Source organism: Shewanella eurypsychrophilus, from assembly GCF_007004545.3.
In the GTDB taxonomy this organism is placed as follows: domain Bacteria; phylum Pseudomonadota; class Gammaproteobacteria; order Enterobacterales; family Shewanellaceae; genus Shewanella; species Shewanella eurypsychrophilus.
In genome coordinates this window covers 3782116-3798459 of record NZ_CP045503.2, presented here as the reverse complement: position 1 = coordinate 3798459, position 16344 = coordinate 3782116, and the positions used below count along the sequence as shown (strand labels likewise).

General features: G+C 42.1%; 17 protein-coding genes and 1 tRNA gene. 12 read left to right on the top strand and 6 right to left on the bottom strand.

Translation table 11 applies throughout. From position 1 onward, the window contains the following. Positions 1-30: 30 nt before the first annotated feature. The 3 genes from FM038_RS16155 to FM038_RS16145 form a co-directional block, all read right to left on the bottom strand. A tRNA-Arg gene (locus tag FM038_RS16155) sits at positions 31-106 on the bottom strand. A 129-nt stretch (positions 107-235) separates the two neighbouring features. Then, a complete protein-coding gene (locus tag FM038_RS16150) occupies positions 236-1396 on the bottom strand; it encodes a flagellar assembly protein T N-terminal domain-containing protein (RefSeq protein ID WP_142874369.1) in 1161 nt (386 codons plus the stop codon). A 251-nt stretch (positions 1397-1647) separates the two neighbouring features. Beyond that, a complete protein-coding gene (locus FM038_RS16145) occupies positions 1648-3426 on the bottom strand; it encodes a GSCFA domain-containing protein (RefSeq protein ID WP_223292876.1) in 1779 nt (592 codons plus the stop codon). 337 nt (positions 3427-3763) lie between these two features. On the opposite strand from FM038_RS16145, the gene FM038_RS16140 reads away from it, so the two are divergent. Beyond that, a complete protein-coding gene (locus FM038_RS16140) occupies positions 3764-4390 on the top strand; it encodes a FlgO family outer membrane protein (protein ID WP_142874368.1) in 627 nt (208 codons plus the stop codon). Further along, the gene (locus FM038_RS16135) at positions 4387-4845 is read left to right on the top strand and encodes an LPP20 family lipoprotein (protein ID WP_142874367.1); all 459 of its coding nucleotides are present in this window, start codon (positions 4387-4389) and stop codon (positions 4843-4845) included. Before FM038_RS16140 ends, FM038_RS16135 begins: the two co-directional genes overlap by 4 nt. A gap of 306 nt (positions 4846-5151) precedes the next feature. Here FM038_RS16135 and FM038_RS16130 read toward each other — a convergent pair whose 3' ends face one another. From FM038_RS16130 to flgA, 3 genes are all read right to left on the bottom strand, one after another. After that, positions 5152-5577, bottom strand: a complete 426-nt coding sequence (locus tag FM038_RS16130) for a flagella synthesis protein FlgN (protein ID WP_142874366.1) — start codon at positions 5575-5577, stop codon at positions 5152-5154. A 9-nt stretch (positions 5578-5586) separates the two neighbouring features. Next, complete coding sequence (flgM, locus tag FM038_RS16125) at positions 5587-5904, bottom strand: flagellar biosynthesis anti-sigma factor FlgM (RefSeq protein WP_142874365.1); 318 nt, start codon at positions 5902-5904, stop codon at positions 5587-5589. Between the two features lie 84 nt (positions 5905-5988). Continuing rightward, entirely contained in the window at positions 5989-6693 is a 705-nt protein-coding gene (gene flgA, locus FM038_RS16120; protein ID WP_142874364.1) for a flagellar basal body P-ring formation chaperone FlgA, read from the bottom strand. 224 nt (positions 6694-6917) lie between these two features. On the opposite strand from flgA, the gene FM038_RS16115 reads away from it, so the two are divergent. From FM038_RS16115 to flgH, 10 genes are all read left to right on the top strand, one after another. After that, positions 6918-7838: a chemotaxis protein CheV gene (locus FM038_RS16115; protein ID WP_142874363.1), complete on the top strand. Its 921-nt coding sequence runs from the start codon at positions 6918-6920 to the stop codon at positions 7836-7838. A 141-nt stretch (positions 7839-7979) separates the two neighbouring features. Next, positions 7980-8813, top strand: a complete 834-nt coding sequence (locus tag FM038_RS16110; RefSeq protein WP_142874362.1) for a CheR family methyltransferase — start codon at positions 7980-7982, stop codon at positions 8811-8813. A gap of 335 nt (positions 8814-9148) precedes the next feature. Then, complete coding sequence (gene flgB / locus FM038_RS16105; protein WP_142874361.1) at positions 9149-9547, top strand: flagellar basal body rod protein FlgB; 399 nt, start codon at positions 9149-9151, stop codon at positions 9545-9547. Positions 9548-9549: 2 nt separating this feature from the next. Continuing rightward, on the top strand, positions 9550-9963 hold the full coding sequence (flgC, locus tag FM038_RS16100; RefSeq protein WP_142874360.1) for a flagellar basal body rod protein FlgC: 414 nt from the start codon (positions 9550-9552) through the stop codon (positions 9961-9963). A gap of 13 nt (positions 9964-9976) precedes the next feature. Further along, a complete protein-coding gene (gene flgD / locus FM038_RS16095; protein ID WP_142874359.1) occupies positions 9977-10795 on the top strand; it encodes a flagellar hook assembly protein FlgD in 819 nt (272 codons plus the stop codon). A gap of 127 nt (positions 10796-10922) precedes the next feature. Next, positions 10923-12287 (top strand): flagellar hook protein FlgE, encoded by a 1365-nt coding sequence (gene flgE, locus FM038_RS16090; RefSeq protein ID WP_142874358.1) that lies wholly within the window; start codon positions 10923-10925, stop codon positions 12285-12287. A 262-nt stretch (positions 12288-12549) separates the two neighbouring features. Next, the gene (gene flgE, locus FM038_RS16085; protein WP_142874357.1) at positions 12550-13911 is read left to right on the top strand and encodes a flagellar hook protein FlgE; all 1362 of its coding nucleotides are present in this window, start codon (positions 12550-12552) and stop codon (positions 13909-13911) included. Between the two features lie 173 nt (positions 13912-14084). Further along, positions 14085-14828: a flagellar basal-body rod protein FlgF gene (gene flgF, locus FM038_RS16080; RefSeq protein WP_142874356.1), complete on the top strand. Its 744-nt coding sequence runs from the start codon at positions 14085-14087 to the stop codon at positions 14826-14828. A 10-nt stretch (positions 14829-14838) separates the two neighbouring features. Then, on the top strand, positions 14839-15627 hold the full coding sequence (gene flgG / locus FM038_RS16075; protein WP_142874355.1) for a flagellar basal-body rod protein FlgG: 789 nt from the start codon (positions 14839-14841) through the stop codon (positions 15625-15627). Positions 15628-15637: 10 nt separating this feature from the next. Further along, positions 15638-16324, top strand: coding sequence for a flagellar basal body L-ring protein FlgH (flgH, locus tag FM038_RS16070; protein WP_142874354.1), 687 nt, complete (start codon positions 15638-15640; stop codon positions 16322-16324). Positions 16325-16344: the final 20 nt, after the last annotated feature.

Here is a 16344-nt window from a genome sequence, read left to right as displayed (position 1 = left end):
ATCTCGATGGCTAGAGCACATATCACTAACTGGTCTCCCCACAGGGACTCGAACCCCGATCGATCGCTTAGGAGGCGACTGCTCTATCCTGTTGAGCTATAGGGAGACTTCAGTGATTATACTGTTTTTAGCCTCGATGAAAAGAGGCGATGAAAGCTATTTATTTAAGTGCTTAATTATCATCCGCTTTAGATGGTTTTAAGCCACTTTAAACTTTAATAGCCACTAAATTAAGCTACATTTTTATCGCTAGATCATTTATCTGTACATTGTATGAGGCATTTTTATCGACTAAAACAGCAGTGGCTGTCTTTTCGGTTACCTGATCTATGATGATTTTAGCTCTACTCTTACCGGCAACAGCACGCATTTTATCGAAGCGGTCTGGTATATTTTGTTGTAACACTAAATCGAAATTATCACCGACTTTTATGCCATGTCTACGGCCTAGATTTAGAATGACTCTATCATGTTGCTTAGCCACCACTTGTCCTAGTATTGGACGACAGCTCAATGCACTATCAATATCTTCGACGACGTTAGCCAGTATTTTATCGATGCTCTTGCCATAGGCCGAAAGCCAAAATCTTTGATGGTTTGACGGCACTGTTTCTTGTTTTTCAAACTCCCAAGGAGAGACGGTGGCGTATGATTCGCTCCATACTTGCTCACCACTGATCCCATGGTAGAGCGAGAGTCGTATTTGGAACTGTCGATTAGGATCACTGCTCCAGAGGCCTAGCATCTGGCTCTCGGCAGGATCGGTTGATATATCAATGATCTCTGGCAGTAGTACATATTGGCTATCGGTAATTTCACTGAGCCAACTCGGTAGACGATAGCCGCGGATATCAACTAGTGCTTGTTCTACATCTAGTCGCTCATTGGCATGTATATGGGCGAAACTTGCCATTGAATGATTATCTATGGCGTCTCCGAGACGCTGTGAGAGATTTTTTTCAAAGAAACCGATATTGCCATATCGAAGCTGAGCTCTATCTTTAATCAGGGATTGAGGAACCAGTATTGCGGCCTTTAGCTGTTGGCTATCGCATTGCATTTCATGGGATTGGATCACATCAACGCGAACCATGATGGTCAACTTATCAGCTTCGATGAGTTCGTTAATCAGCTCGACTTTACTGGCTTGTGATTGCTGATTGATCGTAAAGCTATCTTGCACTAGTTGACCATTGTTGATTGTTTGTGTGCTAGAAAACTTTGCTCCATTATTGAGTGAAGCATACGTTAGCGCTTGCTCCAATGCATCTTCTCTGGCTTTGCTAATATTTCCATCAACGATGTTTGCTTGCCCTTTGACAACAACCCATGCGGCAACTGTAATCTGAGAATACAGAGAGCATGTGATGACTAGGAGTAAAGTAATAAGTTTCATCAGTTATTCCACTTTTTTGTCGGAGATAGATATCGTTGCCGACATTAAAATGACAGGTTTGTCATTTACAGTTCACAATCTAATGATTACAAGCAAAAGTCACGCCAGTTACCAGTTACCAGTTACCAGTTAGATGTTGAAAGTGACGGTTCCAATAAAATGTTCTTGCGTGAATATATAAGATAATGTTCACATCTAAACCGTGGGTAATTAATTAAATTAGCGATGTATTACGATAGTCGAACGCTAGTTTACTGAGTCAGTTTGATTAGCTTTTCTGCTAGCCAAGTGTAATATCTACTATTTCCATGATACCAGTCAGAACGTCCATCTTCGTGTATGGTGTTAGATATATAGAGTTCTGGATCTTTTATCTCTTCATCAAATACTCTTGCGGCATTATAAAACGTCACTCCAAATTGATTCCAGATGTATTCCATTGCATCAAAGTATGAGTAAATCAGGTTTGTCATTGACTCTGACTCTTTGAAATACTTACAAAAAGGAGGATCCGATACGACAATGACCTTGTGTCCATTGTTGTGGAGTTGAAATAAAATAGAGAGCTGTTCAGATAGTTCATCATTGAAAAAGTCAACAAGTACATTCACTGTGATAACTGGCTTTTTTGCGGGATAAATTTTATTTAGCCAAGCGACGAACCGGGCGATATTTTGGTGAGTCTGCATCCCAACATTAGAAATTATTATTGATTTGTTAGAAGCTTGGTGCACTTCGTGTTTCTTTAAGTTATCAAGTATCACTGACCATAATTTTCTCGATGCAGCATTTTCCAGTGGTACAAAGTATTCGGTATCGCATAGTGCAAATTTGTTTTGAGTGAAAGCTGAACCATTCATGACCATGCCACCAGAGTGTGGAATATTGAGCTTGTTAAATGAGGTGGAGAGTTTACCCATATGGCTATCCCCAAAAAGAGTGAGCGCTAATAATGGGTGCTCTATTGGTTTATCTTGTAGCTTTCTTGTAGCTTCTAACATCTCTTCTTCGCAGACAACCTCATCATTATCCGATATGGGAACCTGAGAGTTTTCATCTTTTTGCTGGGTATCTTGGGTTATATTTGGCTCTTCTAGTACACTCAGAACTGACTCAAAATGACGCATCACATAGTTAACAGCTGAGGTTGTAACAGATCTTCGATTACTCTCAAACCGGAAATCTTCCGAGCAGGGGACAGTAATAATTTCGTAAGAGGGAAAATAATCGAAATCTGAGTCGTTGCTTGTTAAATAGCCAGCTACTGAGCGGAGAATCGATTTTGAATATTGGTTGGCTATCAAGACATGATTATCTGTCGCCGTTGCAGTTAATGGCACGGGAGAAACAGTCAAAATTATTTTTATATTGGGATTAATTGCCTTTAGACGAGTCGCTATATCTTTAAGGTTGGCACAGATCTCCTCATAACCGAAGTTATAGAAACTGTAGAGGGAGTTATCGAAAACACCTGATATAACCCCGGGGCAGCTTGGGTAAAATAGATTATTGCAATCCTTCCAAGCCTCAGTCAATCCTAGAGTGAAAATGAGTACATCGGTTACAGCGATAGTTTCTATCATCTCTGTAACGGCTTCTATTCTCGCGCCGATTAAAGACGCTTCTGACCCAAATCCTGCAGGTTTAAAATTGGGCCTTAATAAATCATAAAATCTGTTCCCGTCTGAATATATAGCGCTACTTTTATCAATACCTGATTCAGGTTCTGCAATATCAAACCATTGCAACAAACATTTAGGCGTATATAGGTTGCCAAAGGCAAAACTAGAAACCTGATTTGATTCAATTTTACTCTGATTAAATAAGTAGCCTCCAGCATTGAGCCAATTGCCAACGTGTTGTGCGAAACAAGAACCGATAGAAGATATTCTAGGATTTTGGGTCGCTAAATTAATTTGGTGTAGTCCGGAAAATACCTCCTTACCTAAGTGAACATCTACAACACCAGATTTCCAAAAAGCTTCTTTGCTTTTATCTCTGTAGGGGCTTGATGGTGTATTTTGCATCATTATGGATCTCCATAACTTTAGTACTGAATAGTTAATTAATACAAATACTGTGGTGCCCTTATGAAGAGCGTGACAGGTTTGTGACAGATTATATATTAGGCAATTATTGTGCCTTTAATTATGAGTATCGGCAGCGCAGCTAAAGTTATTAAGAAACATGCCGATGACTATGCTAATACTAGATTGCTGAAAATCCAGTTAGGGATTCGGCTGGAGAACACTTCATTTGTGGCGTGATATTTGCTCAAGTTTTGTGTGAGAGTATTTGTATCGAGCTCACAGGTTTTGCTATTTGTGATCTTATAGCGTTTTTTATCGTTAAGTTTAGGGTACTGCTATGCGTAATGTTCTGTTTCTATCATCTATTTTTTTGCTTAGCGCGTGTGCTCAGAGTGAAAATTCAGACATGGATCTGCTTGCCAACGGCAATCAGTTGCCGGCTTCATCGGCAATTAACCTTATATCTGAACAGATAGTGAGTGAGTTGGTTGAACAAAATGATGAGTTGGAGGCTACTCAGCCATTGTTAGTCGCTACGCCTGTGTTATTGGCCTCTTTCAATAAAACCAATGCTGTTGGTTTACAGCTGCAGCAAGGTTTAATCGCGGCTCTGCATGCCCGTCAGTTTAATCTTGTCGACATCAATGTTGGTGACAATATTCGGGTGACACCAGAAGGTGACTTTTTGCTTACCCGAGATTGGAAGCAGTTGCCATCAGGAATAGCTGTGGAGCATGTGGTCGTGTCAACAATGAGTATGAACAGTAAAGGAGTTGTGGTTAATTCAAGGATAGTTAACATCACTAATCATCGGGTAGTTTCAGCTTCGCAAGGAACATTTAGCGTGAATGATCTTCCTGGGTATTTAAAGCATTCTGAAAAAGTGGTGTCTCAAGATGGGCTGCTATATCGTGATACACAGAGGGGAATGAAGGAAGTACAAGTGATAGGGGGCATACAATGAAAAAGTGGATAACTCTTGGTTCAGTTCTGGCTGTATTGCTGCTATCTGGCTGCGCCTCTCAAGATCGATATATCGAATGGGAAACTCAGGCTCCTGAAAGTTTCCCTAAATTAACTGCCATTGGTTATGCGCCCTTAGATGCTCAACCAGGTGACACGCAATCTCAAAAAGTCTTAATGGCTATGCAGGCGTCAAAAATTGCCGCTTATAGAGAGTTAGCTGAACAAGTATATGGGCAACAGCTCTCAGCCAACAGTAGTGTGAATGATTGGGTGTTGTCTAGTGATAGTATTCAAACTTCGGTATCAGGTGTCATTCGAGGTGCGAAGGTGATTAAAACCTATCCGACAGGCGATTACTATGTTACTGAGTTGGAATTAGACTTCTCTCAGGTATGGGCATTGTATCAACAACAAAATCGCCCTCAGAAGATAAAAGAGATCACCTACTTTTAATCTTTCCTATTTATATAACTCCTCTTCGGCGGGAAGCGTTTTAGCTTTCTGCCTGTTTATCTTGTAAACCCGTCCAAATTAGTCTCAGTAATAAATGATTGGCTTTAGCACCAAAGCTAGTTTAGTTGTTCTGATGGGATAATGGAGGACGCGAGGTTAGCCGGTTAGGTGATATTCGAGATTTTCCAATGGGGCGATGAATGAGGAGGTCACTTATCTGTAAAAAGTGCTGCTAATAATGACAGTTGCTGCTAGTAATAAACCTAAACGAGCATGACTATTTTTTAGTTAGCATTAATATGAGAGTTAAGCTTTTATATCATTGCCTAAGGTCGAGATAGTCGAGGTTTTTCCTTTACCGTTATAGGTCATGCTTGAAGCATTTCGACTGGCTTGCAGTGCTTGTGATAAGCGGTTCATGCTAGCTATATTGAGCTCTATCAGGCTGGTGTTTTCACTATTAAGCTGCTGGCACTCTGCTAAAAGTGACTTAGCTTGTTGCACTTTTACGGATAGCTGTGCATCCATAGTAAGCAAAGATTTATCATTATGGTTCGATAACACTTCATCATTACGATTTAGACTATCAAGTAATTTCGCTTTGTTACCCGCAAGGGTGAGTAAAAGATCTGCGTTTTGATCACTCAATGCGCTTTTCTCTTCGGTGATAATTACTTTTAGTCTACTGAGTATGTCGAGCTGTTGCTCGATGATGTCGTTTATCTGACTCATAAATGTTTCTTAGAAATCCTTTAAATCATTTTCAAATTGGGCGATATTAGTGGCGAGTTTTTCAGGATCGATTTTATATCGACCTTCTGCAATAGCCAACTTTATCTCTTGAACCTTTTGCTCATTCACTTCTGGAATATCAGTCATTTTAGCTTGGATGTTTTGTAGTTGTTGTGCTTGAGACGTCAATGAAACTGAGTCACTCTTTGGGGGAGTGCTTAATGACGTCACTGCATTTTCACTCGGCTTTTCACTGCTTTTATTGGTTGTTGATTTACCAATTTGAGTGTTTGTAGCTGTGTTTACTTGCTTAATATCAATAGCCATATTTGGCTCCAACAATAATAAAATAGAAGAACATAACGCTATATCGGCAGGGATACCGTGAGCTTTAATAAAAATTAAGCAAAATTACATTCTAACTTCAACCTCTCCAACATCGATGACTCTAGCGTCAACACTCTTATTGGAGTGAGAGTTCTTAATACGAATTCTATCACCTAAATTACCATCATGCAGCGCTTCACCTATGGTTTTTATTTCAAAGTTTTGTGAGCGGGCAATAATCGAAACTGTATCACCTTTACAAACGAAGCAGAGGTTATTGCTGAAGATAGGTTGATCGGGTGCCATTCTTCTTTTAACTCTTGTGCCGACCACGTCATTTATATTGTCGAATTGTTGTCCTCTTAGCACTGCTTGTTCGACATATTTAATCACAACATCACCTCTAACAATGAGATCGCCTGGCCCCAATGTCTCTCTTGCGACGACAACTGGGTATAAAATATCAACCCTGACGGAAAGAAAAATTTGCCAGGGGTATTGAAGCTGAGGGCTATTACAGGTGACTTTTACCGTGTTGTTACGTTTAATCGCTCTGTTACTGGCTAGTATTGCTGTGACTGGAGGTAAACACAGTGGTGGTTTTAAGCGAGTGTCTAGGCTTTGTGGAATAATATTGACTCTAGCGTGTTCTGCTACATCAATTTTTTCTTCCACAGCCGCTATAGCTAGTTGGGAAATGGCCGATAAAGAGGGCACACTTGCAACTTGCTCGCTAAAAACGCTATTTGATATTAAAATCAATGAAAAGATGGCATATTTTACTTTCATAATGAATAGACTAGCTTGATGAGCTAGATTGCACCTATACTTTCTTAGTGACCGAAATTTTCGCCAAAACAAATATTTTGCTATGGCGTCATAATCTTGACGAACTAAGGTCAAGTTGTGAGATATTTACTACTTATCAAATAAGTAAGCAATTAGTATGCCTAGACCGAATAAATTAATGGGGCTAGGTAACATTTTTACAAGACGACAAGGCAAAGCGCATTATGTCAAGTATTCTCGATTCAGTGAATAAACGAACACAGTTAGTCGGGCAAAACCGTTTAGAGCTTTTGCTATTTAAACTAAATGGTCGTCAAAGGTTCGGTATCAATGTATTTAAAGTGAAAGAGGTGTTGCAATGCCCACCTCTTACTAGCTTGCCCAAGTTAAACCCCACTGTGAGAGGTGTCGCGCATATTCGCGGTAAAACTATTTCAGTGATCGATTTGAGTGCAGCAACAGGTGGCCGTCCTATCGAGAACACCGAAGGATGTTTTATCATTATCTCTGAATATAACCGCAGTGTGCAGGGGTTTTTAGTTAGATCAGTAGAACGCATTATCAATATGAATTGGGAAGCGATTCTGCCTCCACCTCAGGGAGCGGGCAGAAATTCATATTTAACGGCGGTAACTGAAATTGAGGGAGAGTTAGTCGAAATTCTTGATGTTGAAAAAATTCTCGATCAAATATCTCCAGTTAAAACTGAAATTAGTAAAGAACTTGATGAAATTCTGACGATCGATCGAGAAAAGCATTTCCACATCATGGTGATTGATGATTCGGCGGTGGCGCGTAAACAGATAATCAGAGCATTATCTTCTTTGGGTCTGCAGATTGATACGGCTATTGATGGTAGAGATGCACTCGATAAGCTGAATAAAATTGCTAAAGAGATGGATAATGTCGCCACTGAGATCCCTTTAATTATTTCAGATATTGAGATGCCTGAGATGGACGGCTACACTTTAACTGCAGAAATTAGAGATAATCCAAAGCTTAAGGATATTAAAGTCGTACTTCATACATCGTTAAGTGGCGTGTTTAATCAGGCAATGGTTGAAAAGGTGGGTGCAAATGATTTCATTGCTAAATTTAATCCAGATGAACTTGCAGCAGCAGTAAATAAGCATTTGAGTCTATAATGTTAATTAGTGAGAGTGCAGTGTATATATTAATTTGTTTCTTACACCTTACTCGTGTATAAGACTGCGCTCCAACTTGTTTTCGTTATGCTGAGTTTGGTTACATTGTCATAGCTATTTAATTGATATTAGGATATTTAGGTGCCAAATAAAACACTCGCTGAAACTGAGTACACGCAATTTAGATTATTTCTGGAGCAACACAGTGGTATCGTGTTGGGGGATAATAAGCAGTATCTTGTGCGCAGTCGATTGGCACCTCTGATGGGAAAATATAATCTCCCATCACTTTCTGAGGTTGTTAAGCATTCAATGAAGCCAACTGAGCGTAAACTTAGGGCTGAAGTCATAGATGCTATGACGACTAATGAGACCTTATGGTTCAGAGACCGTTACCCTTTTGAATTGCTATCCAGTGCCCTTTTACCTGAATATTCAAGATTAGGTCGGCCACTTAAAATTTGGTCTGCCGCTTGTTCATCAGGGCAGGAACCTTACTCATTGGGTATGACTATTTTGGAATACCAACAGAAGCGTCCCGGAACCTTACCTGGCAGCGCAACAATCCTAGCCACAGATTTGTCACCCTCTATGCTAGAGAAGTGTAAAAATGGCGAATATGACAATTTAGCCTTAGGTCGAGGGTTATCAGATCAGAGAAAGCGTCAGTTTTTTGATTCCACAGACTCTGGCACTATGGTTATTAAGGACAATGTCAAAAAATTTGTTAACTTTAGGGCACATAATCTGCTTGAAAGTTATACCTTGCTAGGTAAATTTGACATTATTTTTTGTCGGAATGTTCTGATCTATTTTGCCCCTGAGGCAAAGGCAAAAATTTTGCGGCAATTTGCTGCCGCTTTAAACCCAAAAGGGATACTTTTTCTTGGTGCTTCTGAGTCTATTGCAGGCTTAACTGAAGAGTTTGACATGATTCGATGTAACCCCGGCATCTACTATCAAAGAAAGACGTAAGGCTTTCGCTGGTGTTCTCAGTACCGTCTAGTCGCCAAGGCTAGCGGTTTTCAGCCCCTCATCTAGAACAGTATTGCTTGCTCAAATTAGTCATTTTGGCGCTTTACTCGTTTGCATGTAACCGAACTTGCTCACTTTTAATTAAAATCTTCTTCTTTGATCTTTGCCCCCTTTAGCCATACGTGCTTAATACTATTATTGCGTACTTCACGCAGCTAATTTGCTGCTGTTAGCGGATATCCCCTTTCTATATCGAGTCAGATTTCATTCTTGAACCCATACTTTTTGGCATAAGAATTGCTTTATTTATTGCATTGAGTTCAGGAGGCAATTTTATGGCGATTAATTTTGATAAAGCATTAGGAGTGCATCAATACACTCTTGGGATCCGTTCCCAACGTGCCGAAGTTATATCTTCCAATATTGCTAATGCCGATACTCCACATTATAAGGCTCGAGATATTGATTTCGATAAAGCATTTCAAGCTGCGACGAGTCGACAAGGCGGTTTATCTATGAGTCGTAGCGATAGTAAGCATTTTGATTTAAAAGCTTTATCGCAACAGAATATCGGTTATCGAGTGCCGGACCAACCAGATACTGGCGATGGCAACACTGTTGAGATGCAAAAAGAGCAAACAGAGTTTATGCAGAACGCACTTGAATATCAGATGTCGCTCGGTTTTCTTGACAGTAAGTTTTCAGGTTTGAAGAAGGCGTTAAGAGGTGATTAATCATGAGTTTATTTAATATTTTTAATGTTTCAGGCTCTGGTATGGCGGCTCAATCAGTAAGATTGAATACGACGGCGAGTAATATCGCTAATGCAGATTCGGTTTCAAGCAGTATTGATAAGACTTACCGTGCTCGTCATCCTATTTTTGAAGCTGAGATGGCGAAGGCAAATCAACAGCAGTCATCTCAGTCTGTAGTAGTCAAAGGCATTGTAGAAAGTGATGCACCGTTACAAAAAGAGTTTTCACCGAATCACCCAATGGCTGATACGGATGGCTTTATCTATAAACCTAATGTCAATGTGATGGAGGAGATGGCAAATATGATTTCAGCATCTCGCTCTTATCAAATGAATGTTCAGGTCGCTGAGGCAGCAAAATCAATGCTGCAGCAAACTCTAAGAATTGGCAAATAATAGGAGGTAACAAGTGAGCCTCATTAACCCACTTAATAATACTCAAGCCCTTGCAGGACAAACCTCTGTATCTTCGCAGAACACAGGTCCATCCCAGCAGGCAACATCTGCTGCAATACAGGCGGCAACGACTCAGTCTGCTGAGGAAACCTCGACAACGGGGAACCCATTTATTGATGGGATCCGCTTGCCTGATGAGTCATCAATACCTGAGGCAAATAATCAAGAACTGACTCAAGAGGATTTCTTTTCGCTATTGAGTCAGCAGTTATCAATGCAAGACCCATTTAAACCTGTCGATAACGATCAGATGATCGCACAGATGGCTTCATTTTCAACCGTAGATGGCATCAATAATCTCAATGATGAGATCAAAACCTTGAATTCAGTGATGACGTCGAGTCAGGCTCTACAGGCTTCAGGCTTAGTAGGGCAGAAAGTATTAATCCCATCGGATACCGGTCATATATCGGCAGAAGATCCTTCTTTAAAAGGGATTATCAGTACGCCTGAAACCATAGAAAGTATTGCAGTTCGAATTGAAGATGAGAAAGGCCAGTTAGTGAAGACCTTCACCATTGATGGCAGCGCGGGTGGCAATATCGATGTTTCCTGGGATGGTTTAGATAAGAATGGTGAACCTGTTGCCAGTGGCAACTACTCCATAAAAGCCACCGGGCGAGTCGATGGTACGAGTGAAGAGTTGCCTGTGTCGACCTATGCACATGTTACGAGTGTTTCTTTAGGTACTGCAAGCACTGGTGCGATTCTCAATTTGAGGGGCGTTGGCGGTATTAAGATTGGTGATGTATTAGCTGTATCGGAAACGTAAACAAAATTCAGGTGTTATGGAAAGATAAATACACCTTGTTCTGAAAATAGAGACAAGGTGATGTAAGGATAGCTAGAGGGGTTAATAGGATATTGACCTTTAACATGAATTGATATCGAGGTGAATTATGTCGTTTAATATTGCATTGAGTGGTATTTCTGCAGCGCAGAAAGACCTAAATACAACAGCAAACAATATTGCTAACGTGAATAGCATCGGCTTTAAGGAATCTCGTGCCGAATTTGCCGATGTGTATGCTAACTCTATCTTTGCTAACAGCAAAACTGCAGTTGGTGGTGGTGCTACAACGAGCCAGGTTGCTCAGCAATTCCATCAAGGTAGCTTACAGTTTACCAATAACGCATTAGATATGGCGATTAACGGTGGCGGCTTCTTCGTGACCTCCTCTGATCTAGAGGCCAAAGACCACTCTTTTACTCGAGCGGGTGCGTTTAAAGTCGATTCAGGAAATTACCTTGTCGATTCACAGGGGAACTATCTACAAACGTTTCCAGTGGATAAAGATGGTAACTCTACATCCGTGAGTTTGACGACGACTAAACCCGTTAGGATCCCTGATACCGCTGGTAGTCCGCAAAAAACTGAAAATATCAGTATTCAGATGAATCTCAATGCGGGGGATTCCACCTTAGATCCTGCGCTGTTTGATCCAGCCGATCGTGATACCTATAACAACTCTACAGCAGTCACCATGTATGACTCTTTAGGTGAACCACATATTATGACTACTTACTTTGTACGCCCGCCGGATGCAGCCTATACCGGTGAGAGTAACTGGGTCGCGTTTTATGCAGTCGATGGAAAACAAGTAGATTTAGCTGGCGCTGCGGGTGTTTACGATCAAGATACCACAGGTGATGGTGTGGCTGATGTTATCGGTACTTCTGCTGTAACCGCCGGTGGTTGGGAAGGCGCGGTGATTAAGTTTAATGATACTGGCGCTCATACCACAACAGATCCAGCAACCATCACGACAGTACAGCTCGGCGTCGCTGGTGCGGGAGTTCTTGGCCCAGGTACAGATGGGACCCAGACCTTAACGATTGATTTTAATAACCCAACACAATACGCATCCACTTTTGAAGTGACTGAGCTGAGTCAAGATGGTACTACGGTTGGTCGTTTGACCAATGTAGAAGTGGGTGCCGATGGCCTCGTCAATGCCAGCTACAGTAACGGCTCCACCGTTGCGCTTGCGCGAGTCGCATTGGCACGTTTTGCCAATGAACAGGGCTTAACTCAAGTGGGGAACACTTCTTGGAAGGCCAGTTTAGATTCAGGTCCTGCGCTTGCGGGTGAAGCCAACAGCGGCACCTTCGGCAGTATCCGCTCATCGGCGCTGGAGCAGTCGAACGTAGATTTGACGACTGAGCTGGTGGACCTTATCTCTGCTCAGCGTAATTTCCAAGCAAACTCAAGGACACTTGAGGTGAATAACACCTTGCAGCAGACCATACTGCAGATCAGATAGTGATGCTTATTTAAGCAGGTGTTGCCGCGTGGCAATACCTGCTTAAAACTTAAAACTTAAAACTTAAAACTTAAAACTTAAAACTTAAAACTTAAAACTTAAAACTTAAAACTTAAAACTTAAAACTTAAAACTTAAAACTTAAAACTTAAAACTTAAAACTTAAAACTTACATGTCGATGGAGATTCTCCATTGCCTGCTGTTATGAATTGAATTTGGTAGAAATTTCTGCCTGTCGTAATCGATTGAATATAGGTAAACCATGTCCTTTAACATTGCGTTGAGTGGAATTTCTTCTGCTCAGAAAGATCTCAATACCACTGCAAACAATATCGCTAACGTAAATAGCATCGGCTTTAAAGAGTCACGTGCCGAGTTTGCCGATGTGTATGCCAACTCTATTTTTTCTAACAGTAAAACCGCTGTCGGTGGCGGCGCAACAACAAGTCAGGTTGCCCAGCAATTTCATCAAGGCAGTTTACAGTTTACGAATAATGCGCTTGATATGGCGATTAATGGCGGCGGCTTCTTTGTGACCTCCTCAGACCTCAGTGGAAAGGATCAGTCCTTTACCAGAGCCGGGGCATTTAAAGTTGACTCGAGTAATTACCTTGTGGATTCTCAAGGTAATTTCCTGCAGACATTTCCGGTTGATAAAGATGGCAACTCGACCTCGGTCAGTTTAACGACGACTAAACCTGTGGCGATCCCAGATACTGCTGGTAGCCCTCAGATGACCGGAAATATCGATCTTCAGATGAACCTTAATGCAGGAGACTCGCCTTTAGATCCGGCTTTATTTGATCCAGCCGATCGCTCTACATACAATAACTCGACCGCAGTCACCATGTATGACTCGCTTGGTGAGCCACATATTATGACCACCTATTTTGTACGCCCCCCCAATGCTGCTTACACTGGTGAGAGTAACTGGGTGGCGTTTTATGCTGTAGACGGTAAGCAGGTTGATTTAGATGGGCCTGCAGGAGTTTATCAAACAGATACCAATGCCGATGGCACACCGGATACACCAGCCAATGCGGTAACTGCAGGTGGTTGGAAGGGGTCTGTTGTTAAGTTTAATGATACCGGCTCCTATATAGGAAGTGATCCTGCAGTGATAAAAACCGAGTCATTAGGTGTTGCTGGAGCAAACGTGTTGGGTCCTGGTACCGATGGTACCCAGACTTTGACCGTAGGGTTTAATAATCCCACGCAATATGCCTCCTCATTTGAAGTCACAGAATTGAGTCAAGATGGCACAACAGTGGGGCGTTTGACCAATGTGGAAGTTGGCGCTGATGGTTTAGTCAACGCCAGTTACAGCAATGGTTCAACTGTCGCTTTAGCGCGAGTGGCTTTAGCCCGCTTCCCAAATGAGCAAGGGTTGACTCAAGTGGGTAATACGTCCTGGAAGGCGAGTTTAGATTCAGGGACTCCACTTGCAGGCGAAGCTAACAGTGGCACCTTTGGTAGTATTCGCTCATCGGCGCTGGAGCAGTCGAACGTAGATTTGACCACTGAGCTGGTGGACCTTATCTCTGCTCAGCGTAACTTCCAAGCAAACTCAAGGACACTTGAGGTGAATAACACCTTGCAGCAAACCATACTGCAGATACGTTAATTTTGTCGATAGACTGATTAAAAGCATTGCCGCCCGGCAATGCTTTTCCGCTTTAAAAACTCCTACCGTGCAGAGTCACTGACAGACCGTCAAGAAACCACTTTATTTCTGGCACAATCTTTGCTTTGTTTATCTTATCAGACGTTTTAAGCAAAAGATTGACGGAGGAATCAGTGGATAAACTTCTCTATGTTGCAATGAGTGGTGCTAAGCAGAGTATGAATTCGCTGGCTGTTCGTGCAAATAATTTAGCCAATGCCAGCACAGATGGCTTTAAAGCCGATATTGAGCAAGCGCGCTCTATGCAAGCCTTTGGAGAAGGATTACCTACTCGGGTGTTTGCTATGACAGAAAATCCTTCAGCTGATTTTACCTCTGGTCCGATAAAAACGACGGGAAGAGACCTTGATATTGCCGTTAAAGGCGATGGATGGATTGCCGTTCAAGCAGCCGATGGTGGTGAAGCCTATACCCGCTCTGGCAGTTTAAGCTTTGATACCACAGGTGTGCTACGTAATGACCGTGGTAACCCCATTATGGGTGATGCTGGCCCGATTGTGTTGCCGCTACCGATAGAGAAAATCGAAATTGCGCAAGATGGAATTATTTCAGTCAGGCCGTTAGGTTCAACGGCTGAGGTAATAGAAGAGGTCGGCCGAATTAAACTCGTCAACCCAGGAAATCAGAATTTAATGCGTGGCTCAGATGGCCTATTTAGGTTGATGTCTGGTGAAAATGCTGCCGCAGATCCCTCGGTAGGCGTAGAAAGTGGCGCCGTTGAGGGAAGTAACGTCAATGCTGTCGATGAGATGGTGAACTTAATTGATATTCAACGTCAGTTTGAGATGCAAGTCAAAATGATGAAAACAGCAGAAGATATGGATAAAGCCTCATCTTCATTAATGCGCGTTAGCTAGGAGTTATATTATGCATCCCGCTTTATGGATTAGTAAGACTGGCCTCGATGCCCAGCAGACAGATATCGCTGTGATCTCTAACAATGTCGCAAACGCTAGTACGGTTGGATACAAGAAGAGTAGAGCGGTTTTTGAAGATCTGCTCTATCAAACCGTTAATCAGGCTGGTGGGATCAGTGCGTCAAATACTAAGTTGCCTAATGGTCTCAATATTGGGGCAGGTACTAAGGTCGTTGCGACACAAAAAGTATTTACCCAAGGTAATATGTTAACCACGGATAACTCCTTGGATCTGATGGTAGAGGGCCCTGGTTTTTTTGAAATTCAATTACCTGATGGTACAGCTGCTTATACACGAAATGGTCAGTTTACCTTGGACGATACAGGACAAATAGTGACTCCAGGTTCGGGTTATGTTGTGCAGCCATCGATCACCATTCCTGACAATGCGAGCAGTATTACTGTTTCGGCTGAAGGTGAGGTCTCAGTGAAGACCCCTGGAACCGCAGAAAACACCATTGTTGGTCAGTTAACCATGTCAGATTTTATCAATCCGAGCGGGTTAGATCCTATGGGGCAAAACATGTACTTAGAGACGGGTGCCAGTGGTACACCGATCCAAGGTACAGCCTCTCTCGATGGTATGGGGGCAATTCGTCAAGGTGCATTGGAGACTTCCAATGTTAATGTGACTGAAGAGCTGGTGAACTTGATCGAGAGTCAGCGGATCTATGAGATGAACTCTAAGGTGATTTCAGCAGTTGATCAGATGCTTTCTTACGTGAATCAAAATCTGTAGAGGGATGATCATGCGTAACAACTTAATCCTATTGTCTTTGATTGCTGCATTTGCCTTAACGGGATGTAGCTCGGCGAGTAACCAAAAGCCCATTCCTGACGACCCCTATTACGCGCCTGTATATCCAGAAGCGCCGCCAACTAAGATTGCCGCTACAGGATCTATGTATCAAGACAGCCAAGCATCTAGCCTTTATTCCGATATTAAGGCGCTTAAAGTTGGCGACATCATCACAGTTATCTTGATGGAACAGACTCAAGCGACAAAAAGTGCCAGCAATGAGATCAAGAAAGGGACTGATTTATCACTCGACCCCATTTATGCCGGTGGTGGCAATATCACCATAGGTGGACAACCTATCGACTTAAAATATAAAGATAGTATGAATACCAAGCGGGAATCTGATGCGGATCAGAGTAATAGCTTGAGCGGCAGTATTTCGGCCAATGTGATGCAGGTTCTCAATAATGGCAACTTAGTCATTCGCGGAGAGAAATGGATAAGTATCAACAATGGTGATGAGTTTGTTCGAATCACTGGGGTTGTACGTTCACAAGATATACGTCCAGACAACACGATCGACTCGCCAAGAGTCGCTAATGCACGTATTCAATACAGCGGCACAGGCACGTTTGCTGATGTACAGAAGGTTGGATGGCTCAGTTCATTCTTTATGGGGAGTTGGTGGCCTTTCTAAGGCAGCCATGGAACCTCGTC

Bases quoted from the DNA above. Each gene is read 5' to 3' on its own strand.
- flgH (WP_142874354.1), top strand. From the start codon at position 15,638: ATGCGTAACAACTTAATCCTATTGTCTTTGATTGCTGCATTTGCCTTA.
- FM038_RS16145 (WP_223292876.1), bottom strand. From the start codon at position 3,426: ATGATGCAAAATACACCATCAAGCCCCTACAGAGATAAAAGCAAAGAA.
- flgC (WP_142874360.1), top strand. From the start codon at position 9,550: ATGAGTTTATTTAATATTTTTAATGTTTCAGGCTCTGGTATGGCGGCT.
- FM038_RS16150 (WP_142874369.1), bottom strand. From the start codon at position 1,396: ATGAAACTTATTACTTTACTCCTAGTCATCACATGCTCTCTGTATTCT.
- flgE (WP_142874357.1), top strand. From the start codon at position 12,550: ATGTCCTTTAACATTGCGTTGAGTGGAATTTCTTCTGCTCAGAAAGAT.
- flgA (WP_142874364.1), bottom strand. From the start codon at position 6,693: ATGAAAGTAAAATATGCCATCTTTTCATTGATTTTAATATCAAATAGC.
- flgE (WP_142874358.1), top strand. From the start codon at position 10,923: ATGTCGTTTAATATTGCATTGAGTGGTATTTCTGCAGCGCAGAAAGAC.
- flgB (WP_142874361.1), top strand. From the start codon at position 9,149: ATGGCGATTAATTTTGATAAAGCATTAGGAGTGCATCAATACACTCTT.
- FM038_RS16115 (WP_142874363.1), top strand. From the start codon at position 6,918: ATGTCAAGTATTCTCGATTCAGTGAATAAACGAACACAGTTAGTCGGG.
- FM038_RS16130 (WP_142874366.1), bottom strand. From the start codon at position 5,577: ATGAGTCAGATAAACGACATCATCGAGCAACAGCTCGACATACTCAGT.
- flgG (WP_142874355.1), top strand. From the start codon at position 14,839: ATGCATCCCGCTTTATGGATTAGTAAGACTGGCCTCGATGCCCAGCAG.
- FM038_RS16140 (WP_142874368.1), top strand. From the start codon at position 3,764: ATGCGTAATGTTCTGTTTCTATCATCTATTTTTTTGCTTAGCGCGTGT.
- flgM (WP_142874365.1), bottom strand. From the start codon at position 5,904: ATGGCTATTGATATTAAGCAAGTAAACACAGCTACAAACACTCAAATT.
- FM038_RS16135 (WP_142874367.1), top strand. From the start codon at position 4,387: ATGAAAAAGTGGATAACTCTTGGTTCAGTTCTGGCTGTATTGCTGCTA.